18 protein-coding genes and 1 pseudogene are annotated in these 26,202 nt (G+C 51.2%); 13 read left to right on the plus strand and 6 right to left on the minus strand.

The window, feature by feature from the left end:
* Positions 1-37: 37 nt before the first annotated feature.
* Both ACR0KG_RS09925 and ACR0KG_RS09930 read left to right on the plus strand, forming a co-directional pair.
* Complete coding sequence (locus tag ACR0KG_RS09925; RefSeq protein WP_480547926.1) at positions 38-982, plus strand: c-type cytochrome; 945 nt, start codon at positions 38-40, stop codon at positions 980-982.
* A gap of 407 nt (positions 983-1,389) precedes the next feature.
* Positions 1,390-4,875, plus strand: coding sequence for a M10 family metallopeptidase C-terminal domain-containing protein (locus ACR0KG_RS09930; RefSeq protein WP_480827164.1), 3,486 nt, complete (start codon positions 1,390-1,392; stop codon positions 4,873-4,875).
* 157 nt (positions 4,876-5,032) lie between these two features.
* Here ACR0KG_RS09930 and ACR0KG_RS09935 read toward each other — a convergent pair whose 3' ends face one another.
* Entirely contained in the window at positions 5,033-5,755 is a 723-nt protein-coding gene (locus tag ACR0KG_RS09935; protein ID WP_480827165.1) for a hypothetical protein, read from the minus strand.
* A 233-nt stretch (positions 5,756-5,988) separates the two neighbouring features.
* On the opposite strand from ACR0KG_RS09935, the gene ACR0KG_RS09940 reads away from it, so the two are divergent.
* The 9 genes and pseudogenes from ACR0KG_RS09940 to ACR0KG_RS09980 all read left to right on the plus strand — a co-directional run bounded on the left by ACR0KG_RS09940 (position 5,989) and on the right by ACR0KG_RS09980 (position 13,957).
* The gene (locus tag ACR0KG_RS09940) at positions 5,989-7,035 is read left to right on the plus strand and encodes a Gfo/Idh/MocA family protein (protein WP_480545492.1); all 1,047 of its coding nucleotides are present in this window, start codon (positions 5,989-5,991) and stop codon (positions 7,033-7,035) included.
* Complete coding sequence (locus ACR0KG_RS09945; protein WP_480545494.1) at positions 7,032-8,015, plus strand: class I SAM-dependent methyltransferase; 984 nt, start codon at positions 7,032-7,034, stop codon at positions 8,013-8,015. Before ACR0KG_RS09940 ends, ACR0KG_RS09945 begins: the two co-directional genes overlap by 4 nt.
* Positions 8,016-8,042: 27 nt before the next feature.
* Positions 8,043-8,669, plus strand: coding sequence for an SIS domain-containing protein (locus ACR0KG_RS09950; RefSeq protein WP_480545496.1), 627 nt, complete (start codon positions 8,043-8,045; stop codon positions 8,667-8,669).
* A gap of 2 nt (positions 8,670-8,671) precedes the next feature.
* A complete protein-coding gene (locus ACR0KG_RS09955) occupies positions 8,672-9,469 on the plus strand; it encodes an inositol monophosphatase family protein (protein ID WP_480545498.1) in 798 nt (265 codons plus the stop codon).
* 14 nt (positions 9,470-9,483) lie between these two features.
* Positions 9,484-10,161, plus strand: a complete 678-nt coding sequence (locus ACR0KG_RS09960) for an acylneuraminate cytidylyltransferase family protein (protein ID WP_480545500.1) — start codon at positions 9,484-9,486, stop codon at positions 10,159-10,161.
* Positions 10,162-10,171: 10 nt separating this feature from the next.
* A complete protein-coding gene (locus ACR0KG_RS09965; protein ID WP_480545502.1) occupies positions 10,172-11,092 on the plus strand; it encodes a phosphoglycerate dehydrogenase in 921 nt (306 codons plus the stop codon).
* 60 nt (positions 11,093-11,152) lie between these two features.
* A complete protein-coding gene (locus ACR0KG_RS09970; protein ID WP_480545504.1) occupies positions 11,153-12,052 on the plus strand; it encodes an SMP-30/gluconolactonase/LRE family protein in 900 nt (299 codons plus the stop codon).
* Between the two features lie 100 nt (positions 12,053-12,152).
* Complete coding sequence (locus ACR0KG_RS09975; protein ID WP_480547922.1) at positions 12,153-12,911, plus strand: TylF/MycF/NovP-related O-methyltransferase; 759 nt, start codon at positions 12,153-12,155, stop codon at positions 12,909-12,911.
* A gap of 203 nt (positions 12,912-13,114) precedes the next feature.
* A pseudogene (locus ACR0KG_RS09980) lies at positions 13,115-13,957 on the plus strand (integrase core domain-containing protein).
* 31 nt (positions 13,958-13,988) lie between these two features.
* Here the strand turns inward: ACR0KG_RS09980 and ACR0KG_RS09985 are convergent.
* Together ACR0KG_RS09985 and glf are read right to left on the minus strand one after the other, a co-directional pair.
* Entirely contained in the window at positions 13,989-17,555 is a 3,567-nt protein-coding gene (locus tag ACR0KG_RS09985) for a glycosyltransferase (RefSeq protein WP_480827166.1), read from the minus strand.
* A gap of 78 nt (positions 17,556-17,633) precedes the next feature.
* Entirely contained in the window at positions 17,634-18,803 is a 1,170-nt protein-coding gene (glf, locus tag ACR0KG_RS09990; protein WP_480544770.1) for a UDP-galactopyranose mutase, read from the minus strand.
* Positions 18,804-19,477: 674 nt separating this feature from the next.
* On the opposite strand from glf, the gene ACR0KG_RS09995 reads away from it, so the two are divergent.
* Positions 19,478-20,320: a 6-hydroxymethylpterin diphosphokinase MptE-like protein gene (locus ACR0KG_RS09995; RefSeq protein WP_480544769.1), complete on the plus strand. Its 843-nt coding sequence runs from the start codon at positions 19,478-19,480 to the stop codon at positions 20,318-20,320.
* A gap of 14 nt (positions 20,321-20,334) precedes the next feature.
* Here ACR0KG_RS09995 and ACR0KG_RS10000 read toward each other — a convergent pair whose 3' ends face one another.
* Both ACR0KG_RS10000 and ACR0KG_RS10005 read right to left on the minus strand, forming a co-directional pair.
* On the minus strand, positions 20,335-21,222 hold the full coding sequence (locus ACR0KG_RS10000) for a hypothetical protein (RefSeq protein ID WP_480827167.1): 888 nt from the start codon (positions 21,220-21,222) through the stop codon (positions 20,335-20,337).
* Positions 21,219-22,019 carry a glycosyltransferase family 25 protein gene (locus tag ACR0KG_RS10005; RefSeq protein WP_480549464.1) on the minus strand — a complete coding sequence of 267 codons (801 nt, stop codon included), beginning with the start codon at positions 22,017-22,019 and terminating at the stop codon, positions 21,219-21,221. The genes ACR0KG_RS10000 and ACR0KG_RS10005 overlap by 4 nt, the downstream gene beginning before the upstream one ends.
* Positions 22,020-22,405: 386 nt before the next feature.
* On the opposite strand from ACR0KG_RS10005, the gene ACR0KG_RS10010 reads away from it, so the two are divergent.
* On the plus strand, positions 22,406-24,190 hold the full coding sequence (locus ACR0KG_RS10010) for an ABC transporter ATP-binding protein (RefSeq protein WP_480827168.1): 1,785 nt from the start codon (positions 22,406-22,408) through the stop codon (positions 24,188-24,190).
* 58 nt (positions 24,191-24,248) lie between these two features.
* On the opposite strand, the gene ACR0KG_RS10015 is transcribed toward ACR0KG_RS10010, so the two are convergent.
* Positions 24,249-26,192 carry a vWA domain-containing protein gene (locus ACR0KG_RS10015; protein WP_480827169.1) on the minus strand — a complete coding sequence of 648 codons (1,944 nt, stop codon included), beginning with the start codon at positions 26,190-26,192 and terminating at the stop codon, positions 24,249-24,251.
* Positions 26,193-26,202: the final 10 nt, after the last annotated feature.

Consider the following 26,202-nt stretch of genomic DNA (forward strand, 5'->3'; position numbering starts at 1 on the left):
GCGCGCTCAGGACTGGCATAACCCGAGGAGGAATGAAATGAAACATCTGATACATGCGGTCACGATCGCGTCGGCAATTATTGCAGGCCCTGCCCTGGCCGAAGGCTGGACTTTGGTTCCAGACGGCTCGCACCTCGCTTATGGTAGCATCAAGAAAGACAGCGTGGGTGAGGTCAACAGTTTCACCTCACTGAGTGGGACGGTTAACCCAGACGGCCAGGCAATGATTGAAATTGATCTGTCTTCGGTCGAGACCAATATCGATATCCGCAATGAACGCATGTTCGAATACGTCTTCCGCAAAGCGGGCACTGCGACATTGACGGCTGAGATCGACATAAGCGAATTGAGCGCGCTTGAGGTCGGGCAAACCGCAACGGTTGATAGCGAAGCGGTGCTTTCCCTGGCTGGTGCAGATGTTGAATTTGACGCTGAACTGTTCGTGGCTCGCCTGTCGGAAAAGTCGGTTTTGGTTACAACCAATGATATGGTCTTTATCAGCACCGAAGATGCTGGTGTGAATGCCGGGGTCGACAAGTTGATGGAACTGGCCGAGCTGCCAGGTATCACCCGCACCGTCCCTGTCACCGCGCGGCTTATGTTCGAACTGGAGGGTGAACAGGCGAGTGTGGCACCCGAGGCTGCAACCGAGGTAGCCGCAGTGGCCGTGGACGGAGATGCTAAGGCTGGTAAGAAAGTCTTTCGTAAATGCAGCGCCTGCCACAAGTTGAAAGAAGGGCGCAACGGTGTTGGTCCGACACTGTTTGGTATTCTGGGGGCGCAGGCAGGACAGGTCGAAGGATTCAAATATTCGGCGGCACTTAAGGACTCTGGTATCACATGGGACATCCAAACGCTCTCTGGGTTCCTTGCCGATCCACGCGGCACGGTTCCAGGCAACAAGATGCAATTCCCGGGCCTAAAGAAGGACGAAGACATCGTGAACCTGCTGGCCTATTTGCTGGAAGAAGCGCAAGGCTGAGTGCTCTCGGGCCAACCATCAATCGGTTGGCTAAACTTTGCTGACGAGCCTGCGAAATGTGCGTGTCGGAGCGGGAATTAAACCCGTTCTAGGCCTCAGGCTGAACGAATAAATCAATCATAATAGTTATTTTGCGACAGAATATTGCGCATTGCTTCGGTTCGTCGCGGATTGTGATGGGGATTAGCTTTCCTCAGGACGCATCGCCTCATATTGTCATAATTTAGTCAACTTTAGGACCCACTCATTTGCATTGATCTGGGCAGTCCAAAGCAACCGGTGCGTGCGTGCAACATCTCGTACACGCGTATCCGTATTCTGGTTGTTGCGAATGGACCATGTAGGGTCCAGAAGTTAATCATTGGAAAACAGAATTAATTTTCGATTTTATCAAGGGTCACTGCGGAATGTCAGCAAGCGCACACAATCAGATCGCCGACTATTTGGTATATGGCGAGGACAGTCGGCCTCGAAAGTGGGATTCCAATACAATCACGGTCAACTATTCGCGTGTCGACCCCAGTGTCCAATGGATGGTTCAACTGGCACTGGATACTTGGGAATCTGTCACAGGGATCGACTTTCAGCTAAGCAGCAGCTCCAGGCCTGATATTCTATTTTACGACGATTTCAGTGGGGCTTATTCGCAATATGGCTGGTACAATAGCAGCACATTGCGCGATATGGCCTATGCTGATGTGAACGTAAGTACGAATTGGATCGCAAACTACGGGATCGGTGTCGACACATATTCGTTTCAGACCTACTTGCACGAAATTGGACATGCCATAGGGCTTGGCCACCCCGGTCCCTATAACGGCGCTGGTGTAACTTTTGGAAACAGTGCGATCTTCCCAAATGACAGCTGGCAGGCCTCTGTCATGTCATATTTTTCTCAAGGCGAGAATCCGAATGTAAACGCGTCAGACGCGCTTGTGATCACTCCGATGATCGCGGATGTGCTGGCCATGTGGGAGCTTTACGGCAAGCCCAACGATCTAAGGACCAGTAACACTACTTATGGCGTGGGGTCGAATGCTGGCGGAGTTTACGATCAGATCGCTTCCCTCGGCTACCGCGTCGCCTTCAACATTGTCGATGATGGTGGCTGGGACATAGTCAACTTCGCTAATGATACAAGAAACCAATACGTCAACCTGAACGCAGAGACCTATTCGAACGTTTATGGGCTGATCGGCAATATGGCGATTATGCGCGATACGATTATCGAACAGTATATCGCGGGTAGTGGAAACGACACCATCATTGGCAACACTGCGCAGAACACCATTAGCGGGAATGGCGGGAACGATACCATCCGCTCGTCCTCTAACGGGTCCAACAACAACAAGATCTTCGGTGGCAGCGGCAATGATGTCATTCATGTCGCTAATGGCCAAGGTGAAGATACGGTCTACGGTGATGCGGGCAATGACATGGCCATCGTGACCAACAACTCTGGCTCGTTTTCGGGTGGATCTGGCACAGATACAGTCCGCTTCATCAGCGGTTTGGAAAAGTACCTGTTCTTGAACAACGGTGGTCAATACGAGTTCCTGAACGTTCTTACACGCCAGACATTCACTGTAATGAATGATGTGGAACTGTTTTGGTTTCTGAATGGTGCCTATCGATACAACCTTTCGCAACTGACTTCGGCCACGCAGATCACGACAATCGAGTCCGCGGGCACGATCCTTCAACATGCAGAGCAGGGCTTCTATCTGGTTGGAGGTCCAACGACCAATATCGCCGTTACCCTGAATGGGAATGTTGTAGGTGAAGACACTATCGACGGCTGGACTGCGATCAACGTTCAAGCGCAGATCTTTGGTGGTTACCGTCTGATGTGGAAGAATGACGACGGAGAGTTCTTCGAATGGATACTCGACAGCCAAGGTGCGCAAATCAATGGTGCGCTGGTCACGAATATTGTGGATAGCGAAGAGTACTATGGTGCTGACTTTAACGGCGATGGTACAATTGGGCATACAACAAGTGTCGTCGAAAACACAGGTAGCAACACGCTTACAACGACGACAGAAGGCCCTAATGGTACGATTTATCTGATTGATGGTTCGACACAAATCAAACTTAACAACATAGCGATGGGGCCGGACTCTCTTAGCGACTGGAGCGCAATACATGCCGAAGCCGATGGCGGCGGATATCGCGTGTTGTGGGAAAATGTTGATGGAAGCTACTTCGAATGGATTCTCGACAGCCAAGGTGAACAAACTGGCGGCACGCTCGTCGACAACGTTGTCGACCTTGAGCAGTTCTACGGGTTCGACCTGAACAATGATGGCACAATTGGACACATCACTAATTCAGTAGAAAGCACCGGATCAACCACGCTGGCGACTTCGACTCAGGGGTCGTCGGGCGTAACGTATCTAATCGATGGGACAACAGAGATATTCCTGAATGGCGAGGCCATGGGGCCTGATTCTCTGGCGGGCTGGAGTGCGATCCACGCGGAAGCAGATGGCGGCGGATATCGCGTTCTGTGGAAACATGACGATGGTCGCTACTTCGAATGGGTTCTAAATGGCCAGGGCGAACAAATCAGCGGCGTGCTAGTCGAAAATATTGTGGATATTGAACAGTTCTATGGTGTCGATCTGAACAATGACAGCACTGTTGGTCATACGACATCTGCAATCGAAACAGACGGATCGACCAATCTCGAGCTATCGACGCGCGGTGTTTATCTGATCAACGGAACTACCGAAATTACCCTTCGGGGCGAAGCCATGGGGCCAGGTTCTTTGGCTGGCTGGAATGCAGTTCAGGCTGAAGCCGATGGCGGCGGATATCGTGTACTTTGGAAACACGATGATGGGCGCTATTTTGAATGGGTGCTTGATAGTCAGGGTGAGCAAATCAGCGGTTCTGCTATCGACAATGTTGTCGACGTTGAGCAGTTCTATGATGCTGACCTGAACGATGACGCTAGCGTGGGTCATACGACATCTTCAGTCGAAGCGGACGGATCGACGACGCTGTCGATTTCGACACAGGGCTCGCCTGGCCTGACTTATCTAATCAATGGCGCTACCGAAATCACTCTTCGGGGTGAAGCCATGGGGCCAGAATCGTTGGCGGGCTGGAGTGCAGTCCAAGCCGAGGCCGTTGGTGGTGGCTATCGCGTACTATGGAAGCATGACGATGGCCGGTATTTCGAATGGGTGCTTGATAGTCGGGGCGAGCAAATCAGCGGCTCTCTTGTCGACAACGTTGTGGATCTTGAACAGTTCTATGATGCCGATCTGAACAATGATGCGACTGTTGGGCATACGACCTCTTCGATCGAAACAGACGGATCGACCAATCTCGAGCTGTCGACGCGTGGCGTCTATCTCATTAACGGAACTACCGAGATTACTCTTCGGGGTGAGGCGATGGGACCAGACTCTCTGGCTGGCTGGAGTGCCGTCCATGTCGAAGCAAGCGGTGGTGGTTACCGTCTGCTTTGGAAACACGACGACGGCAGGTATTTTGAATGGGTCTTGGACAGCCAGGGCGCTCAACTGAGCGGAGCGCTGATCAACGATGTCAAAACCGTCGAGACCTTCTATGGCGCTGATATTGATGAAGATACCTATATTGGCCCGGTTATAAATAATATCCCTTTGTCGCTGTCAGCAAATCAGAATCCAGCACCTGAGTTCGCCCAGACGTTTGCACTCGCATTGAGTGAAGATGACTTTGCCTTTTCAGCAGATATTGCTCTGGTAGCGGGCAGCAGTTTCGAAGATCATCAGTATAACCTGTTGGGAACCCGAGACGCATCAGACTCGGTCGTCGGAGAGAATTCAGCTGTGGTGCAGGAGCTAGACACCGAGATCGCTTTGCAATCACTTCTGGAAGATGACGTATTCATGCTCTAGGCAAAAGCTCAATCAGTACAAAATACCTCGTTCCCCTCTAAGGGACCGGAGTGTTCTTTGGTTGAATACACCCTGCCCCAAACTGGACAACACTAAGAAGTCTCTATGCACTCAAGTGGGTGTGGCAATGCATCAGGTGAGACTAAGAAACAGACATCTATTCGAAGCGGACGCTCACATCCCATGATCGCGCCTTAACCCGCACAACATCATCGGGTCCGACTGGAACCGCCGGGCTCAGCCCCCCGGTGGCAATCCATTGGCCGGATTTGAGCGACACGCCATAGCGAAGTGCAAGACGTAAAAACTCATCCGCCGCCCCCAATGGCCCACCGACTAGATTGTGCGATCCCCCTTGAACAATTTGACTACTGTTCAGTGATGCCTCAGAGGTGAACTCCTGTTCCAAAGCTGCCTTATTGAATTCTTCAACGCCCGCTATCCAAAGCGCCCCTGCCCCTGCTCGATCCACGATCTGGCCAAAAAGGCTTGGTTTCAATGCCTCTGGAAGCACACTCGCCGGGATTTCAAAGCCAATGCCCATACGAGAAAATGAGATCTGCTGATCGGATCGATCCGGAACCACCAGCTCAAGCATGATTTCGGGCTCGGCGAGTGGTGCGTTCAGCCGATTCAATGGGATAGCATTATCGCCGAAATGGACTTCGTTCTGGCCTAGCGGCCCAAAAAAGCTCTCGGTGTTTTTGAATACATTCCGCGACCAAGGGTTGGCTCCTCCGATCTTCCATGCGGCCACGTTGGGGACTTGCGACAAACCTATTTCATAGGCCTTTGTGATTTTGGTCGGTAAATCGTCGCTATTCAGGTCGGCCGCTCGACCTTCGTCCCTGGCTTGCGCCAGTTTCTCTAGTAGTATCATCGCGCTATTTTTTTAGTCCCTAAGATGTGTACCAAACTCTATCTCTCATTAGCGCTGGCAGCGTTTTGTTAAAATGCAGAATCCAATGGCACGCGAATTCTGGCCTAGAGGAATAGTATCGGCTTGCACCCAAAACGGTGATAGCTATGTTACCGAGAACTTGAGACTCTAGGCTATTGCGCCGTCTGACGGTCATGCAGACAGCATGCTGACCAGAAAAGAGAAAACAGACTATGACTCTGCGCGTGGCCATTATCGGATATGGGAAGATGGGCAGGATTCGCCACGAGGCGATGAACCGCCATGGCGGCTTCGACGTCGTAGTTGCCTGTGATACAGCAATAGATCCTGCTGCAAGTATTCCGATGGTCACAGATCCATTGGCGGTGTACGATCATAACCCGGATGTCATCGTGTGTAGCGTCCCCAATCTCATGATCCCAGACGTCGTCTGTGAGGCCCTATCCCGAGGCAAGCACGTGTTCTCTGAGAAACCACCAGGGCGCAATTCAGGCGATGTGCAGCGTATGATTGCCGCTGAGAAAGCCTCGATGGACCGTGTGCTAAAGTTCGGTTTCAACCATCGTACGCATGATGCAATTGAAGAAGCCAAAACGCTGATTGATGCAGGGACCATGGGTGAACTCTACTTTATGAGGGGTGTCTACGGCAAAGCTGGAGGTCCTGACTACGCGCAAAACTGGCGGAATGATCCTGCCTTGTCGGGTGGAGGAATCTTGATCGATCAAGGCATTCATATGCTTGATCTGTTCCTGATGTTTGCTGGAAAGTTTCGCGATGTGCGCAGCTTTGTCCAGCGTAATTTTTGGACTGATACGCCAGTTGAAGACAACGCTTTTGCACTAATGAAAACGCAAAGCGGTGTGGTGGCATCTGTCCATTCCTCGGCGACACAATGGCAGCATACGTTTCGCCTGGAGCTCTATCTGCGCAACGGTTTTATCTCGGTTGACGGTATTCTTTCCGCCTCCGGCAGTTATGGAACCGAAGTCTTGACCGTTGCACTCAACCGACTGGACAAAGGCGGTAACCCTATCCCGAACCCCGAGAGCCAGGAATTGCGCTTTACCGAAGACCGGTCCTGGGACAAAGAGATTGCCGAGTTCTACGATACAATCGTCGAAGGCAAGCCACTGCAGTGCGGCACTTCGCAGCAAGCGCTGGATGTCATGGAATTGGTTGAAGAAATCTATGCTGCTGATTCTGATTGGTTGCAGGAACTCAAGGGGCGCGCCTTTCAATCAGATCAGGTCTCATGACCATGCAAACACCAGTATTTCTTGATCACTTACCCGATATCGATTCAATTGCCGGCGAAAAGCCTGCCAGATACCGCCTTGTTCGAAACAAGGCACTGCTTGATCTGATGCTGGACGATAGAGCGATATGGACTAACCGTACAAGTTGCCCAGCTTGCGGATCTGCAGCTTGTAAAAGCCGCAACTTTTCTCAGACGCTTCTCGGGTCTCTGCGCTGTACGGAATGCAATACGATTTATGCTCAACGTGTGCCGGAACAGCATGTGTTGGACACTCTAAGGCTTGAAGTGATTGAAACGCAAAACAATGAGAAGCTGAACCCGGACCGAGAATTTGAATTCACTTCTTTGTTGAATTGGGTCAGCCTCACGGAAGCGCGTCTGAAGAAAAAGCTCGATGTTGTGACTGATATCAGATTTGCGTCACAGGCATTGGACTGGCCGGAGACAACAGAACGACTAAGCCACAACCGACGGTGGGAGTTTCTACCCCTGACGCCTGAGACAATCGATTTTGATCACATTCGGCAACAACTGGTTCGGATCGCACCGAAGGCCGTTCTCATTCCTGCTGAACTTGATCGTGTGGCTGATCCAGAGGCCCTGATGAAAACCATCAAGCAATCAGTGGCCCCAGGCACAATCATTTTCATCGCTAGTTCCTGTGCTGATGGGCTAGAGTATGAAATACTGGGTGCGGACTCTCCTAGCTTCATTCCTCTTGACCGGCTGACTGTGTTTTCGATCAAGGGATTTCAGCTTTTGTGCGAGCGTCTCGGTTTTGACGTGCTCGAAGTCTCAACCCCAGGGCGATTGGATGCGGTGATCTTGGATCGATACTTCACAACAACTGAGAACGCGGATATGCCATTCTGGTCCAGTTTTTTCCGTGAGGCAGACAAAAATAGGCTGCGCGACCTTCAGATTCTGTTACAGCGCAGCCTAAAGTCCGGCGTTCTGAGATTTGTTCTGGAAGCTTGAACACCCTCTTCTAAGGATGAACTATCTATGCAAGACCATTTCCCCAGTACAGATTTTGAATCATGCGAGGGTTTTGCCGGCGCATATTTTGCGACGTTCGCCGAAGCTACCAAATCGAGTAACCTGAGCGCACTAGACGAAGTTGCGCTGGCTCTGACAGATACGATAAACGCAGGTAAGTTTATCTATATCTGCGGAAATGGCGGATCGGCAGGTATCGCTAATCATTCGTTGTGCGATTTCCTAAAATGCGTGCGCACGGATACTGATCTGATGCCGCGTTTTATGTCTTTATCGGCGCATACCGAAATGAACTCGGCCCTGGCGAATGACATTTCATATGATCAGGTCTTTGCCTATCAGTTGCAGTCTATGGCCCGCCCCGGCGACCTACTCTGGACGGTAAGCTCATCTGGTGACAGCGAGAACATTGTGCAGGCCCTAGAGGCGGCTAAATCGATTGGTTTAAAAACCATTTCCTTCACAGGATTTTCTGGTGGACGATCAAGATCGCTGGCGGACATCAACGCTCATGTGAATGCGAATAACTACGGTATCGTAGAAGATATCCACATGGCCTTCATCCACATTCTGACTCAGTATTTGCGCATGTCAAATATGGACAAATCCCTGATTAGAAATCGTAAATTCTAATTATGGAAGCTGCGTCCTTCCCTTCTGAACTTCGCGCTAGCCTGTGTTCTGCCTTACCTGTTTGGGTGAGCGATGTATTTACTCGACAGGCGGATGTTCGAGCAAAGGGGAACGATGGGTTGGACCTTGTGACAAGCCTGGATTTCGAGATGCAAGCCAAGCTTGAGCGCGAACTTCAAGCTTTGCTGCCAGGGTCCACCGTGGTGGGAGAAGAAGACTATAAACCACACAGCAACTCTGGACCAGTTTGGCTGGTAGACCCCCTAGACGGGACAGTCAATTTTGTAGCCAATCTGCCGGTTTTCAGCGTTGCTGTTATTCTGTTAATTGACGGTGTTCCCATTCTGGCCGCAGTACATGATATCCCACATGGCGATACATTTTCCGCACAGAAAGGCAATGGCGCCTTTCTGAATGGAACATCGCTGATGCCGCATTCGCACAAAGCGAAGCTGGCTATCGTGTCGTCGGGCCTGATAAGAGATCTTTCCGAAACCTGCCCCGAGGTGTTGGGTGAGTTACTTTCTCAACATAAGCTTCGAAATTTTGGCAGTCAGGCGCTTCACCTATGTTATGCGGCTTCAGGTAAAGTATGTCTTGTAGCCAGTCGCGAAGCTAAAGCTTGGGATGACATGGCTGGTGCGCTGATCGCAAACGAAGCAGGGCTACAATACGGTAGCTACCAGACACAGAGTGAAGCTGCAGCGTTCGATCAGGACCAAAGAAGCCTCTGCTGCGCGCCGGAGCTTTTTCACACCTACCAATCTCTTTTTGCCCGCAGCCTGCCTGTATTGGACTAGAACAGGACACGAATATGAAAACAGTTGCCATGATCCCGGCCCGCATGGGCAGTCAGCGCCTAAAGAAAAAGAACCTTGCACCACTCGCTGGGCAACCCTTGATCACGCATGCAATAGAAAAATGTAAGGCAGCAGGCTGCTTTGATGCGGTTTATGTCAACTCAGAAAATGTCGAGTTTGCCCAGATCGCCGATGAGTATGGTGCCAAATTCTACCAACGTCCGGCAGAGTTAGGGAACTCGGTCGCTACATCCGAACAATTTGTCTACGATTTTCTGCGAAACGTAGACTGTGATCTATTGATCCAGGTACATTCTATCGCACCGCTTTTGACAGCAGGCGAGGTCAAGGATTTTGCCGAGGCGTTTATAGCGTCAGATGCAGATGTGATGTTGTCTTGTATCGAGGACCAGATTGAGGTCGCCTACAAGGATCAACCGATCAACTTTACATTTACTGAAAAGACCAACTCGCAGGATCTCGTGCCGACCCAGCGTGTGACATGGTCGATCACCGGTTGGCGCGCAAAACCATATGTAGATGCGGTCGAAGCTGGCCGAATTGGAACCTACAACGGCAAGATTCAATTCTATCCAGTCGGGGCAATATCAGGCCATGTGATCAAAACTCAGGAAGACCTTGATATCGCTGAGGCGCTGTTGGGTGTTCTGAGCAAGCACAAAACTGTCTAGGGGTCTGACGATGCAGGTACTGGTATCCAATATCATGATGATCAATGAAAAAGATCGATTTGATGCGGTGTTGAAGCAAAACGGCCTGGTCCCAATCTGGCCCAAAGTAAACCAGTTTATGTCAGAGTCTCAGTGCCTGGATTTTGCTGGGCAGATTGATGGATGGCTTGCTGGCGATGACCAGATAACTGAAGCAGTTCTTTTGGCCTGCTTGCCACGGCTCAAGGTGATCTCGAAATGGGGTACTGGAGTTGACAGTATCGATCTGATGGCTGCTGAGCGTCTGGGTGTGCCTATCTGCAACTCCCCAGGTGCATTCCGGGATGCGGTAAGCGAGTATGCAATTGGCTTGCTTTTGGCAGCGACACGTCGCCTAGCCCGTACTGATCGCATGATACGTAAGGGCGAATGGCCCAAGGGACGCTTTCCGGGCATGACTGGCAAGACAATGGGAATTGTAGGCTATGGTGCGATTGGACAAGGAGTGGGTCAACGGGCTCGCGGCCTTGGGATGGCTGTCGTTGCGCATGACCCAAACATAAAAGAGTCGCCAGATGGGACTCAGATTATTTCGTTCGCTGACCTTTTGGATCAAGCTGATGTGATCTGTCTCTGTTGCAACCAAACGCCTCAGAACTATCACCTGATTAATGCGGAAACGCTGCAGAAAGCCCGCGACCAGGTGATCATATGCAACGTGGCTCGGGGAGGTCTTGTCGATGAACAGGCTTTGATCGATGCTCTGAATAGCGGCAAGGTTGCAGCTGCCGCTTTGGATGTCTTTGAAAAAGAACCCCTGCCAGTTGATCATCCGCTCCTTGGCTTTGAAAATGTCGCCGTTTCCAGTCACAACGCAAACAGCACTGTTCAGGCGATAGAATATGTGCACGACAACACTCTAAAGAACCTCTTCCAACACTTGGGTGTGTGACGCCTGGCTTTGTATTCGAGTTACTTTACCTGACACCCTGTGATCTGAGGCTATGATATCATGCAAAAGACAGCTCAGATATTTGACGATCGCGTCTGTTTATTGGGCGAAGGCCCGTTCTGGCATCCTGAACGCCAACAGCTGTATTGGTTTGATATCTTAAACTGCCAACTTTTGTCGCGTGATGGTGAAACAGTTTTATCTTGGCAATTTGATAGGAATGTCAGCGCAGCGGGTTGGATTGATCAGGATAGTCTTCTGATCGCAAGTGAAACGGGCTTGAGCCGGTTCAACCTTGAGACGGGTTTAGAAATCATGTTGTGTCCAATCGAAGCGGACAACATGGCGACGCGATCGAATGATGGCCGCGCAGACCCTTGGGGGGGGTTTTGGGTTGGAACCATGAGCAAAACCGGGGAGCTATATCAGGGCGCGTTGTATCGATGGATGCCGGGCGCCGACGGCCAAAACGAGTTGCGCGTGTTGGAACAGGGGATGACCACACCCAACGCAATTTGCTTCGATCCAGACCGCAATCTGGCCTATTATGCTGATACAAAAGAGCGGAGAATCTGGAAAATGGCCGTCGATCCAAACTCTGGGTGGCCGCTTGGAGCGAAAACTGTTTTTGTCGATCTTAATGCGACCGAAACCACTCCGGAATACAAGCCAGATGGGGCTGTTACTGACATCGAAGGGTGCGTATGGGTTGCCCAATGGGGCTCAGCGCGCGTCGCACGCTACAGCCCGGATGGTGAATTTCTGTCTTCTGTGACCTTTCCAACCGGACATACATCGTGCCCGGCTTTTGGGGGTGCGGAAGCGCAAACCCTTTTTGTGACGACTGCACGTCAGAAACTACCCGAAACACGACCAGACTGGTTTGAAACGGCTGGATGTACTTTTTGTACAACTGCAAAAGTGGTTGGGCGTAAAGAACCTAGGATCAAACTTGTCTAAGCAATGAACAGGAACACTATAGCTCTTTGCATGAATTAGTGCTTTAGAGTCATGCAATCTAACGGGCGGTAGTTTGGAATTTGGAAGGAACAAAGAGTTCATGTTCAGAAGGCTAAGAAAAATTGAAAAGAAACTGGATGTAACGATCCAAAAACTGTCAAGCATAACTCAAAACACATCCCGACCTTATCCTGTTACCCCTCCACCCCCAAAAGTAAGTGGTTGGCTTGACACACCCCCAAACAGTAATCTGGCACTATTTAAAGCCATATCCGAGAAGGCCTTAGAACGTACTGTAGCGATCGTTCAAAAAGAAATGCCTGATGCGATGGTTTTCATTGAGACAGATGATTTTTTGAAATACACGCTTGAAAAAGCAGATCTTCAGGGCGCCCATGCTGAATTTGGTGTGTATTCAGGGCGTACAATTAATCTGTTCGCAAAAGAACGTCCCGACGTAGTTTTCGACGGTTTTGATAGCTTCGAAGGACTACCTGAAGAGTGGGTTGGATGGCAGCCATTTGACTTTGATCGCAAGGGCTCGTTCCCCGAGGTTGAGCACAATGTAAAACTTCATAAAGGGTGGTTCTCGGAAACACTTCCAGACTATGCAGCGAAAATCGATGCGTTGAGCTTTATGCATGTTGATTGCGATATCTACAGCTCGACGAAGACAATTTTTGATACGTTGAAGAAGCAGATCCGACCTGGTTGCGTCATCGTTTTTGATGAATACTTCTGTTACCCAAACTTTGAAAAACATGAGAGGCTCGCGTTTTCAGAGTTTTTGGATGACACTGGTTACAAGGCAAACTGGATTGCAGTATGCGGACAGCGAGCTGCATGTATAATCAGCTAGTTTGTGACCTGCTCCCCTGAAAGGACCACGACATTAAGCTAGCTCGTTCTCCAACTCGAACCAAAAAATATTCGCTAGCCCAGCGAGAACTCGATCAGTATCCGGCTGGGCTAGCTACGAGAGCATAGATTAGTCAGTCAGGTTAGGTGATCCTCCCCCACTGAAGTGGTCTTCCGCTATGTTTAGGAAAACGGAGGAGACACATGGCCAACAAGCGACCAAAGCCGGAAGAGATTGTCACGAAGTTACGGCAGGTTGAGGTTCTGACGGGGCAAGGGATGCCGCGTCTGGATGCGATCCGCCAGATTGGTGTGACTGAACAAACATTCTACCGCTGGAAGAAGAAATACGGTGGAATGGGCACGGACCAATTGAAGGAACTGAAGCGCCTGCAGAAAGAGAACGAGCGGCTAAGAAGAGCCGTATCGGATCTGACGCTGGACAAACTGATCTTGGCGGAGGCAGCAAAGGGAAACTTTTAAGCCCCGCTCGCCGCCGAGCTTGCATTGACCGTGTTCGTGCTGAGCTGAATGTCTCGGAGCGTCGCGCTTGCCGCGTTCTAAGACAACACCGATCCACGCAACGCAAAATGCCCGTGGGGCGTTCTGACGAAGAGCGTCTTATCGCAGATATGATCGAGCTGGTTCGGCAATATGGGCGGTACGGCTAAGCTCAACTCAGGCAATGTCATCGACGTCTTGAGTGATCTGTTCATCCTGCGCGGCATCCCGTCATTCATTCGCTCAGACAATGGCCCGGAGTTTGTTGCTCAGGCCGTCCAAGATTGGATCAAGGCCGTTGGCGCGAAGACCGCCTACATCGAACCAGGGTCACCTTGGGAAAACGGATACTGCGAAAGCTTCAATGCCCGGTTCCGAGATGAGTTCCTGAACGGCGAAATCTTCTACAGCCTGCGCGAAGCACAAATCCTGATTGAGGAATGGAGGAAACACTACAACACCAAACGACCACACAGTGCTCTAGGCTACCGGCCGCCGGTGCCTGAAACCATCGTCCAGATGGACCAAAGGCCGATCATGCACTAACAATCAAATTGGACCACTCAAGTGGGGCTGATCATAGGCTCTGCTTTGATTTCTTGAAGCGTTTCTTTACTAAACGCAGTGTGTCGCGCAAGTCATGCACAGAACGAACCAATCCCGGAGCCTTCTTCTTGAAGAACCTAGAGGTACGCTTTCGCAGCTTCTTGCCTTTGCTCCAGTCTTTATTGATCGTTTCGACGCGCGGCTCCGGATTGTATGCCTGAAGAGGGGGCTGCGGTATCTCACCGTTTAGCGCGGACCTCGCAAAATCGACCTTTTCAGGTGACATGTAAGAAAACATTGAGGCTAGCTCATCGCGCTCAAAATATTCCGTGTCGTCTTGCAAGAATAACGAGGATACCTTTGCCAAATAGTCTTGTTTCAGCTCTTCGGGCAAACGGGTCCAGGCAAAATGCAACAGGTGCATCTTGTAGGGCACGTAGCTGCTCTGAAACTCTTCATAGCGACCGAATTTGTTGTAAATTTCGTTCATCAATCGAACAGCATCGATCATCCCAGTTGCACGCGCGTTCACCGATTGCGTCATCGAATTCTGATTAATCCGGAACCGATACAGCGCTTTGTTCAAAACTTGAATGTTTTGACAGGACAACAAAGCTCTTAGGTTGTGTGGGTTGTCATCAAAATTTGAGCAGTCCAAATCAAAGTATAGTTCGTTTTTCCGAACAATATCTGTTCTGAAAAACTTGGCCCATGGGAAGGGGTACTGCGCAAACAGGTGCTTATGCTTTTCTTCCATAGCAAAAAGTTCTTGTTCAGGCAGATAGTTCTTAAACTCACAATGCCGAGGTTTGGCCGTTTGCGGAACGCTGCGCAGTTCATTGAAGAAGAAATAGACAACATCAGCATCAGTCTGTTTCATTGCCGAAATGAGTTGAGCATATGCATCGGCGACTAGCAGATCATCGCAATCCATGAAATGCAGGTATTCGCCTTTGGCTTCCTGTACTCCGAGATTGCGGGCGGATCGTTGATTTGCTTCGGTCTGATAAAGCGGTTTCACCCGCGCATCTTGCCGCGCAAAATAGTCGATTATCTCCTGCGATCCGTCAGTCGAACCATTGTTGACACATATCAACTCAAAATCACTAAATGTTTGCGCGAGAATAGAGCTGATACAATCGGCCAGATACTGGGCGCCGTTGTAGACAGGCATCACTACGGAAAGCTTGGGCTGCGCACTCAACGTCTGCTTTTGTTTCTGATAATTTGCTAACGCATTTTGTTCAACTTCCAGGTGCTTAGCGGCATCAGAGTTCAGCAATGACAAGATATCTTTAGTGACCTGTGCTTGTGGCCGTCCGAGCGTCTTGCCAGACACGCCATACAGATAGTACTTCAGCAGCCGGGCAACGTGGTCTTGGAAAGCGACCTTCTGCTCAACCGTGAGGCCGCTCTCGAGCGCTTTGAATATGTCAGACCTCAAATCGTCTTTGCTACTCAACTCGTAGACAGCTCCAGACCCATTAAGCTGATTTCTTCCAAGCATCAGTACTGGGATATCGCGCAGGAGAGATTCGTAGTTCCCTTGCGAAACCTTCACCACCGCGAGATCGGCGATGTCGAGGCAGTCGCCAAGGTTTACGTCGCTTAGTACGGTTACGCCAGGATACTCTGTCCACAAATCAAGACCGCGTGTTATAGTGATTGGGTGGGGCTTGTAGATCAGCTGAATATCCGGGTCATTGGCAAACGCTTGGGATAGATTTCTGACGACCTCATCATTGTCGACATAGAATGGTGAATGAAACTTCTGCGCAGCCTCATCGTAAGGGACATGACCCGAAAACGCGCAATTGCTTCCAATATAGACAACAACTTTCTTACCGGATGCCTTGATACGGTCGAGTTGAGTGCGCGCGGAAGCAGACACCTTTAGTTTCTTGTTGCGGGATGGTTTCTCTCGACGTGCGTTTTCCAGATACTGGGCCGCCATTTCCTTGTCGGTCTGGGTCAGCGGAAGCTGATTAAAGTCTTCGGATTTTTGAGAAACCCAGCTTTCCCCCATATGTCCCAAGCAATCGAACGCAAGGGTTTGAGGTAACACACCAAGTTCCATGGTCAGGAATGGAATACCCTGTTCCTTACAGATCTGCTTGAGGATCCGCGAGCACAGCAGATATGTACCCCATGCGACGATTACGTCCGGTTTGTAGAAAGAGACGGTTTTGTTAAGGTAGATATATGCCGCGTTGGCCACAGCGCGCGCGTTTCTCTGCGAACACCCATACTCTTTGACAAGCGCCGCAATAGCACTGCCTATGGCCTGCTCGGGCACATCATCGTGTTTGTATCCAAAGCTGCGGCCAAAATAATTGTCGTGGACTGTGCTTGAAACCTTGGAAAGCAGATCAGGCAAATCCTCAAACTGCAACCCGCTGTGGTCCAATGCTTTAACGTTGCCATCGACGACAGCAAGATCAAAATCTTCACTACTAAGAAAATCTGAAAGCGTTTCACGCAATGGCTGGTGGCTGCCTGTATCGAGCCAAGTGAAAAACAGCATGCGTTTCTTATCGCTGCCGTTCGTTTGCGTCATCCAGTGCTTTCGCGCCGTTTCTTTGGTAGCGATATTGTGTGCAGAAATGTACTCGGATTCTGTATCAAAAGGGTCGAAATCAGTCAGGCTGCGTATCGCATCGAACCTTTCCGATTGTTCTTCCATGAAGAAATAGTTTTCATGATCGACGTTGTACGATGCAGAAATTGATTGGAACGGCTTCCAAGCCCCTCCGGCGAAATGCACTATGTAGGGTTTTTCGCCGGTTTTCTTGTGATAGAACTCTTGCGGACAATATTCGCTGACCAGTGTTTGGCCGCCATTGCACAGATGCAATACATCGCCTTCTTCGAAAAGGCGGAAGATCTGCGGATCCTGAGCACGAATGACTCTCACGAGATCCTGATCGTGCCATTTGCAGTCCCGAAAAAGTTCAATGTTGCAGCTTGAAAAGAGGCTGTTAACTCTCTGAAATACGTGTCGCATCAGATTTGGCGAAGAAATCACAAATCCGATGTTGATTTCGTGTTCGCCGAAATCCATTCCGTCAGTGTCGTGCAAGCGTGTGTAGTGAAAGTTTTTCTTCCAAAGATTGGTGCCGGGTAGGTTCTTGTTTTCTTCCTGCCAGTACCACAGCACGTCCGAGTCGACCTGTGCCGATTTTTCAAACAGCTCGTTCACATCTCGCTGGAAGTAAAGGTCGTTGTCGCATAGCGCTAGCCCATCGTAGTTTTGCCCGAACTTCTCAACCCAATCACAGATAATCAGCTTGCTCATACGTTTGTTGCGGTAGAGCAGGAATGCGTCATCCTCGTTCAGGCTTCCATCCCGAAACTCAGGTTGTGAACGCGCGATCTCAGTGCGGTAGTTCCACTGCTGAAAACTCATTAGAGGGTTGATCAGATAGCGAATGCCACGGCTGTCCAAGTATCGTTGGCACTGGGCGCTCAAATGCGTTGAGATCACCCACAAATCGCCCTGGAAGTTCCCTCTTTCTGGGTCAAAAAGGGAATCAATCATCAAGTTTGCCTGCGCCACGTGCATGGTGTTCGCAGTGAAGACGATCGCATTTCTAGTCATTCAATATACCTTTGTATGGGCGGCGCCGTTTGCTATGAGGGACCTCTTGCAAAAGGAATTCTATGTCCTTGTCTAGGATCAGAGAGGCGCGACAAAAAAGGCTGGAGCACGCTCGCCCTTCTCGGCGATACCTTCAAAACTACGAGCAGTATCCAAAGCCTCTCGGATGGTGACATCCATGTCTAAGTATCGATAAGTACCCAGTCGACCTACAAACGTGACGCCGTTGGTCGCGTTAGCTAAATCGACATACGCACTCAACAGTTCCTTTTCCTTAACTTGTCGGATCGGATAGTAGGGGATGTCATCAACATCGGCTGCGCGCGAATACTCGCGGTAGCACACAGACCTGTCGTGTTGTTCCCAGGGAGAAAAATGCTTGTGCTCGGTTATCCGTGTATAGGGCACATCTTTTTCGCCATAATTCATAACGGCGCAACCCTGGTAGTCGCCCTCATACTCAAACCGCTCAAAATCCAGGGTGCGGTATCCCAAGCGCCCCAACTCGTAGTCAAAATACCCATCCAGAGGGCCGGAATAAAAAACATGATCATAGCCAGATCCCATTTCACGCGTAAAACGGGTATTCAACTTAACAGTGATATTGGGATGCTCCAAAATGGCTGCAATCATGTTGCTGTAGCCATTTTCAGGCATTCCCTGATAATTGTGAAAGAAATAGTTGTCGTCGTAATTGAATCTTACGGGTAAGCGCTTCAAAATCGACGCGGGCAATTCCGATGGATGCAGGCCCCACTGCTTTATCGTATATCCCTTGAAGAAGGCCTCATATAGGTCCTTCCCCACAAAGCGCATGGCTTGTTCTTCGAAGGTTTGCGGGTTGTCAATTGTAGTGTCGGCCTGCTGTTCAGACACAAACTGCTTGGCCTCATCTGGCCCCATTGTTTTACCGAAGAACTGGTTAATCGTGTGTAGATTGATTGGCAGAGAAAACACGCCGCGCGACCCATCTGGGTATTGCGACGTTGTCTTTACTCGGTTTTTATAAGGCAAAAACGTCTCGAAGCGATTGACATAATCCCATACTTCTTGATCATCGGTGTGAAAGATGTGTGGACCGTAGGTGTGAACCATAACGCCCGTGTTTTCATCACGTTCAGTGTGGCAGTTGCCACCAATATGTTCACGGGTGTCGACAACAACAACATCGTGACCTGCTTCGGCCAGATGACGTCCAATCACAGCGCCGGACAGACCGGCCCCCACCATCAAATATTTGTCAGACATTCTTAGCCTAGGTTACCTGCATAAATTCGGCAAAGCACTATCGGATTGCCTAACCCGTTGCAACACGGCTTTGTTTCATGTCGATACACGGATGTGAAAGGCGCGCGCCCCCATTTTTGATCGAATAGGTCACATGTCGCAGCGGTTCGGCCGACCTAGAGCAAGCACTGTCGCCCCGGTTTTCGCGTCGCATGTCCGCGGTCGTCGCGACACAACAAACTCTGCATTAATCCTCTAATGTTCTCAAAGACAAACACCGCTGTCTCAAAAGGTCTTCATTGTGACTGCTTACCGATCCAGCATCGATTTGCGAGGCCACATAACCTGCCGGACGGACCCAGTTTGGCGCAAATCTTCACCGCCTTCGCCAAATGCAGATGGTTCGACGGTTTCGGTTCCATGAGCGGTTCTGGGAAAGCCAAACGATAGACGAGCAAGAACTCGCTCATCTATTCCGTGTAAGTTGAGACAAATGCACAAGTGTTGTGCAGGCTTCGATCGAAGCCCATCGGCGGTCACGCACAAAGTCTCTCGTTTTAGGCGCGTGGACAAGTGTTCAAGTCTTGTTGTAAGTCAGTCGGTAGGCCCACACTACAACGGTCGGTTTCGCCACCCGATGATCTTGCGACAAATTTAAGACCGTATGATCAAGTACATTAAGGACTGCAAGAAGCATGATTCCTCTTTGGAAAATAAAACGAGAGATCAAAAGGGCGTTTTCATCAAATTACCGGGAACAAATTTTCAGCGAGATTGGGAAAACCGATAGGAAAATACTAGCGCAGCTTGCAAACAAGTACGATGGCGAGAGGTGTTTTGTTATTGGGAATGGGCCAAGCCTGACTGTTGCGGATCTTGAACTAATTAAGGGCGAAGTCTCATTTGCTTCCAACAAGATATTTCTAATTTATGACGAAACAGATTGGCGCCCGAATTTCTATTCTGTTGAAGACAGGTTGGTATTTGAGCAATGCCTCGACGAAATCAAAGAACTGCAAGGCAGCCAAAAGCTCTTTCCCGTACAGATGTTTCACAATCGTGAACCCTTATCAAATGTGGTGCAGTTCCCAATATTGCCACCTAACAACTGGGACACTCCATTAGAAGATCCGGACTTCCCCAGTTTCAGCCCCAGCTTTGAAACCGGAATCGCGTGGGGATCGACAATCGTTTATACGCAAATACAAATGGCGATAGCCATGGGTTTCAAAGAGGTCTGCGTATTGGGTCTAGACCATTCATATACGCTGGGTCGTACAGTGGAGGGTGAACAGGGTGTAATGGTTCATGATGGTGAACAAAACCACTTTCATCCAAAGTACAGGAAACCAGGTGAAAAATGGCATTCGCCAAACCTTCACGTGCTGGATGTCTCGTACGCGAAGGCTCAAGCCGAAACGCAGGCTTTGGGCGTGCAGATTATCAATTGTTCTAGAAAAACTGCGTTGAACACGTTCCGGCGTGAAAGCCTCGAGAGTGTTTTGGCGCGTGGGTCAAAAGGCGCGAGAATGCCGTGACCCGCTCTGCTTTATTACCTCGGTGAACTAAGTGAAATAGCTCCCATCTCAAGCGGTTTGCTCAGCTGGCGGCGGGCGATTTTGAAGATTCCTGCGCGGGCCTCGCTTTTGCTTCGGAAATCCGACAACATCGCCCACCACGCACGGCACATACGCCAGCCAACCTGCACCCGGCCCGAGATTGGCTGGCCACCGTTCAAGACGCCAGCAAATACAATCGGAACCGTGCGGCGTGAAAGATCGAACATTTCTTTCAGAACCGCCTCTTCCTCTTCCGAGCTTTGGTTGCCGCTTGCGGCCATAGCGGATTTGAGGTTCTTGCCGACCGGGCGGGTGTGATGCATAGCAATCTCATCCAGAATGGCTGTGCGAAACGCACCCGCCTCTTGCCAGCGGCACCAGATGTAATCCAGGCCGTAACCACTCATGGTGGACTGAAACAAGGGCAAGGCCTTTTTTAGAACATCGCGATGAAGGCAAGGGGCCATGATCTCGATGTAGTTGGTGTATCGCAGCACAAACCCGGGGCATTGGCTGAAGACAAAATGCGAGAAATAGCTTTCGGGTGTCAGTGACGGTTGTGCGATCCTTAGCCCATGGGAATCCATAGCGTTGAACAGGTCATTCACATTCTGGGCTGCAATATCCAGATCGTCATCTGGCAGCCAAACATAGTCATACGCATCCAGGTCCCGGCCCGAAAGTGTCAGAAACAGACCATCCCATTTCCCGCCCTTGACCAGAACGGCCTCGACCCCAGGTTCGGGCTTGAACGCAGCAAATGCCTCATCCGAGAAAAAGCTGATCAGCAGATCATAGTTGCGATCTTCATACGAAATCTCTTGCCAGCGCGGATGCAAGGATTTTCCGCCTGCCCGGACAACAACTAGGTTTTTCTTCATGATCTGTCCTGAGCCCCGCTTCGGTTGTCTAGAAGGGGTGTTAGTCCCGCAATCTCGGCAGGTTTGAGCGGATGACTAAGCCGCCCATAACTGTATCTGATTTGGTATAGCGCATTGCTTAGAAAGCGCCCCAGAGAAGAACCGGCTTTCTTGCGGTTGCGGTTCGCCTCGATTGTACTGTCAAAAGTTCCGCGTTCTGCAACCATTTGATGCGCCAACGTCAGAATTGGCACTTGGTGTTCCCAGTAGAACTTCAGGTCGATATCGACGGGGCGGGCAAACGGGGCATGGACAGCTGCCAGATGCGCCGCCGCTTTGCGACCAATGACATAGCCTGTTGTCCTAGGTGGCAGTCGATCCGTCAGGATCAGGCTTTGATCTGTCACCGAAGCCAAAACCTGCCCACCATTGCCCGCCATACCATCCAGTTTGATCATAACATCTTGATAACGCTCCGATGACTTGGACAATGCATCCAGAAATGGCATCGGATTCTGAAGAAATGTCGCATCATCTTCCAGCACAAGGGTCAGGGAATCTTCGGCCTCAGCGATTGCTTGCCAGATTTTCAGATGGCCCAAGGCACAGGCTACTTCATTGCGGCTAAGCGGTCTTTTGAACGCGCGCCGGTTCCTTTTGGCATCGTAAACGCGCGATACATCCGCGTCTGACAGTTGATCGCCGTAGATGGCGTTGAAGAAAGAGTGTGACAACCCCAGCTGCGTACATTCCGCTTCACATGCGTTGCGCCGATCAATGTCCCTTGGAAGGCTTAGAATGACGGCTTTAATCGACACGGGTGGCTTACCTAAACGAAATCTGGCAGGGTTCTAGGGGTCAAGTATAACAATCACAAGCCATAAACGCAGGGGAAACCTGCGCAAATAACTAGCAGGGCTCTGGTGGCAAATAACCGCTCAGGTAAGAAAACTGTGAATGCTCTCAAGGATGTAATGGTTGGGACTAGGAGGTTCGTGGCGTCGGATCGCCATCATTCTTCTTGCTTACTGTTGTATAACACTTGGATCATACTTACCTGAGCACGCTAAAGCGATGGCGTATTACCGTCGTCAATACGCGACCAATTGAAAGTCACTCAGTCACGCTTGGGTATCTGCCCTTTTGGCCAAAATGATTTTAGGTTATCTGAGCGAGCGCATGGTTTCATGATCTGGAGAATGCAATGATTAAGCGCGCCTGGAATAACTGGCGGTCCGGCTATATGGGCCGCCTGATTGGCGAAAGCTTCTATGCACAAGGCTGGATGTACGGGATCGCAATCGTAGCGATGATACTGGTCGCCGCCACGACTGCCGGCGCGGCCTATATGATGGAGTATATCGTCGATGCCATGACCAGCCCCGAGATGCGTGGCTGGGCGCCGTTGATCGCGCTATCTGTTGTAGGCCTGTTTCTTGCAAAAGCGGCGGCAACTTACATACAGGCTATCTATTTGGCACGGGCTGGAAACCGGATTGTCGCTGCACAACAGGACAAGGTTTACCGCAAGCTTCTTCGGCATGGGGTCGACTTTTTTGGCCAGAACGAGTCATCCGAACTGTTGATGCGCACGACGCATGGTGCGCAAGCTGCCCGCACCTTGATTGATGTGCTGGTAACAGGCTTTGTAAGGGATTTGCTAACGCTTGTTGGTTTGATAGCGGTAATGGTTTACCAGCAACCGCTTCTGTCTGTTATGTTTTTAGTTGTCGGCCCCGTGGCGCTACTGGGGGTTCGGTACCTGTTGAAGAGCGTCCGAAAAATCATGCAGGCGGAGTTTACATCGCTTGCCGAGATTATCCGTGTTCTCCAGGAAACCTCTGCCGGTATCAAAGTTATCAAGGTCCTCTCGCTCGAAGAACTGATGACTAATCGGATGGATGTGGCAATCAGGAAAGTTGAGGCGCGATCCAACGATATCGCGCGCCTGCAAGCCATTGCCAGCCCGCTGATGGAGTTTCTGGCCGGTCTTGCGATCGCGGGTGTTTTGGTGGTCAGCACGTTGGGGATTGCCGGCTCCGAGCAACCAACGGCAGGCCAGTTGATGTCTTTCATTACTGCGCTATTGATGGCATATGAACCCGCAAAACGGCTGTCGAAAATGCGCGTCCAGATCGAAGCAGCGATGGTTGGCGTAAGCCTGGTGTTCGGTCTGCTGGACCAGGAAGACACGATGACCGAAAGCCCAGATGCTGAGGATATTCCAGATGGTCAGGGTGAGATCACGCTGCGCAATGTGACCTTTGGTTATCAGGGTTCAATCTCGGTGATTGAAGACATGAACCTGACCTTTGCAGCGCGGCAAACCACTGCTTTGGTCGGCCAGTCTGGGGGCGGCAAGTCAACGATTTTTGGGTTGATCATGCGGTTTTATGATCCCAACGAAGGGTCGGTCGAGATCGATGGCCAGGATGTACGCCAGGCGAGTTTCGCGTCGTTGCGCAAGAAAATCTCTTACGTGGGCCAGGACACCTTCTTGTTCTCGACCACAGTGATGCAGAACCTGCGCTTTGCTGCGCCTGATGCAACGGATGAGGAAATTTATGACGCGGCCCGAGCCGCACATGCGCATGATTTCATCTCCGAGTTGCCAGATGGGTATGACACACTTGTTGGTGAGAACGGTGCCTTCCTCTCCGGGGGTCAGAAACAGCGTCTGGCCATTGCGCGCGCGATTTTGCGAAAGGCTGAGATTCTGTTGCTGGACGAAGCCACCAGCGCTCTAGACGCAGAATCCGAAAACCTGGTGCGCGAAGCGCTGGATGTGCTGACAAAGGACATGACAGTGGTTGTCATCGCGCACCGTCTGTCCACGATTCTTGAGGCGGACAATATCATGGTGATTCAGGACGGGGCCGTTGTCGAACAAGGCAATCTGGATCAGCTGATCGCCCGCAACGGCAGCTTCCGCAGACTTTATGACCAACAGTTCAAAAAGGGTGCTGAAAAAACTGAAGTCGCAGAATAAAAACCGGGGCAGCGGAACGATCCCGATGCCCCGATCTTTTGGGGATTGTTCACCTGTTCTAGGGCAGATCGTCCAGCAACATGGGATACAACAGATTGCCCGCTTGTGGCCCGGCACCCAGATAATCGACCCACTGATCCGTCGATTCATTGTAACGGCGATAGCGTTCAATCTTGTCATAAAGGCCGTTGACGATGGTCTGCTGTTCCGAAATGGGCAGGCGTACCCAATCATCTTCGGTAATGGCCATGATCTGTGATTTATAAGGTAGATCCGCCAGATACTCGTCCAAAGCCACAGCCTCGGCCAGACTTGGATCGGACTGGCGTGACACCTGGTCGGGTCGACGGCTCATATCAGCCGCCACACCGAGTACTTGGGTAAAGAACTGATCAGGATTCACCACGTTCCGTTCAGCCTGATCCACGATGATCCGCAACGCCTCTTCCAGATTGCTCAGGTCGGCTTTGGAGATCAGTAGACGGATAGACAGTGGTTTCAAACCGGTGCGATCAAAATCCCGGTCGGCCACATAAGCCTCGAACAGATCGGGCGCCTGCGCGCCTTCGGTCCGGCCCAGATAGGCCAGTTGCATGGTGCGGCTGGCGGTATTGAGCCCGCTGAACAACCCGCCTTCGGCCTCATCGACGATGGCATCTTCATCCAACAGGGCGTCCCCGTCGCTGCCGCGATAAGACGACGCCTGTTGCGCCACGAACTGTCCCAATTGGCGGGCTGTGTCCTTGTAGATGGTGGGGTCACCGTTCTCTATCGGGAAATACAGCGGGGCCGAGTTGGGGAATGCGGTCAGCTGCTTATAGGCGGCCTCGGCCGAGGGATGATCCTTGGCGCCGCGTGCGGTCCGCAGATGCATGACGGCCATGGCGCCCCCGATCCGCTCGCGGATAAGGCGGTTCAGGCTTTCTGCGCTTAGACCGGTCGAGGAATATTCATCATCAAATTCGCGCGGGCCCGCATCGGTCACCAGAACGATAAAGCGGCTGCCAAACTCGCTCCAATCCATATCCTGCAGGGCATGTTCGATCCCGCGATAACTGTCTTCGCGGAAGTTCTTACTGCTGGCCTTCGCTTCCTGCATCTGGTCGATCCCGGCCAGAAAATTCTCGACATCCAGCCCCTGCTGCAAATCCACAAAGGTCTTAACGTCATAACCCAGATCAGGCGCGGCTTGCAGGCTGTCACGATAGCCCACAAGGGCAAAGCTGACCGCATCGGCTGCATCCGAGGAGGCTGCCTCGCGGTACACTTCCTGCAGCGCATCGCGGGTGGCGCGAATGTAGGGCTCCATGGAAATGGTCGTGTCGACGACAAAAACCACCCCGGTTTTCAGATCACCCGCAGCCTGACCACTTGGGGCGGCTGGTGGGTTCGGTGCGTTGGCGCTGGCGACGGCGACTTGCAATAGATTGACAAAGGGCCCGATGTCGAACACCGCCTCTTCGGTCGATAGGATCGGCATGACGTAGAGGTTCTGCCGTTGATCAATAGTCTCACGCGGGCCAAGGGCGATCACGGTTTCCGATGGGTCTCCCCCCTGCTCAGCCGCCAGCGCTTCATCCCGCGCATCCGCAGCCAGATCCGCGGGATTTTCGCTTTCGATGATGTCGTAAATCGGGTCGATATCGTTGAAGAACAAAACCCGGCCCACATTGTCACTGCCTTCTAGCGTCGCAACGATGTTTTGGTTCCAGTCGACCGTCGCGGCCTGAGGCACCCACATCAGGTCGTCTCCCTGATCAGTGGCGCCAATCTGCATCCAATCGCCATTGCGGTCATAGACAAAGAACACCTGTAGCGGAGACAGGGCCGTGCCGGGGCTTTCGCTTTCCGGCTCAGCGCGCGCTTCGATCCGTTCCCGGATCAGCACGCGCTGGAACAGGCTGGTTTTGCCCTCGATAGGCAATGGTGATTTCGATTGCGCCAGCAGCGGCCCGGCCAGCACCAGCGCCGTTACAAGAAGGAGTATCCGTCTCAACATCATATCCGTCTCC

Source organism: Ruegeria sp. H4, assembly GCF_056533065.1.

Excerpts from the sequence above, each read along its gene's own strand:
- ACR0KG_RS09950 (WP_480545496.1), top strand. The coding sequence starts at position 8,043 with ATGCAAGACCATTTCCCCAGTACAGATTTTGAATCATGCGAGGGTTTT.
- ACR0KG_RS09965 (WP_480545502.1), top strand. The coding sequence starts at position 10,172 with ATGCAGGTACTGGTATCCAATATCATGATGATCAATGAAAAAGATCGA.
- glf (WP_480544770.1), bottom strand. The coding sequence starts at position 18,803 with ATGTCTGACAAATATTTGATGGTGGGGGCCGGTCTGTCCGGCGCTGTG.
- ACR0KG_RS09955 (WP_480545498.1), top strand. The coding sequence starts at position 8,672 with ATGGAAGCTGCGTCCTTCCCTTCTGAACTTCGCGCTAGCCTGTGTTCT.
- ACR0KG_RS09935 (WP_480827165.1), bottom strand. The coding sequence starts at position 5,755 with ATGATACTACTAGAGAAACTGGCGCAAGCCAGGGACGAAGGTCGAGCG.
- ACR0KG_RS10010 (WP_480827168.1), top strand. The coding sequence starts at position 22,406 with ATGATTAAGCGCGCCTGGAATAACTGGCGGTCCGGCTATATGGGCCGC.
- ACR0KG_RS09975 (WP_480547922.1), top strand. The coding sequence starts at position 12,153 with ATGTTCAGAAGGCTAAGAAAAATTGAAAAGAAACTGGATGTAACGATC.
- ACR0KG_RS09925 (WP_480547926.1), top strand. The coding sequence starts at position 38 with ATGAAACATCTGATACATGCGGTCACGATCGCGTCGGCAATTATTGCA.
- ACR0KG_RS10015 (WP_480827169.1), bottom strand. The coding sequence starts at position 26,192 with ATGATGTTGAGACGGATACTCCTTCTTGTAACGGCGCTGGTGCTGGCC.
- ACR0KG_RS09985 (WP_480827166.1), bottom strand. The coding sequence starts at position 17,555 with ATGACTAGAAATGCGATCGTCTTCACTGCGAACACCATGCACGTGGCG.
- ACR0KG_RS09970 (WP_480545504.1), top strand. The coding sequence starts at position 11,153 with ATGCAAAAGACAGCTCAGATATTTGACGATCGCGTCTGTTTATTGGGC.
- ACR0KG_RS10000 (WP_480827167.1), bottom strand. The coding sequence starts at position 21,222 with ATGAAGAAAAACCTAGTTGTTGTCCGGGCAGGCGGAAAATCCTTGCAT.
- ACR0KG_RS09960 (WP_480545500.1), top strand. The coding sequence starts at position 9,484 with ATGAAAACAGTTGCCATGATCCCGGCCCGCATGGGCAGTCAGCGCCTA.
- ACR0KG_RS09945 (WP_480545494.1), top strand. The coding sequence starts at position 7,032 with ATGACCATGCAAACACCAGTATTTCTTGATCACTTACCCGATATCGAT.
- ACR0KG_RS09995 (WP_480544769.1), top strand. The coding sequence starts at position 19,478 with ATGATTCCTCTTTGGAAAATAAAACGAGAGATCAAAAGGGCGTTTTCA.
- ACR0KG_RS09930 (WP_480827164.1), top strand. The coding sequence starts at position 1,390 with ATGTCAGCAAGCGCACACAATCAGATCGCCGACTATTTGGTATATGGC.
- ACR0KG_RS09940 (WP_480545492.1), top strand. The coding sequence starts at position 5,989 with ATGACTCTGCGCGTGGCCATTATCGGATATGGGAAGATGGGCAGGATT.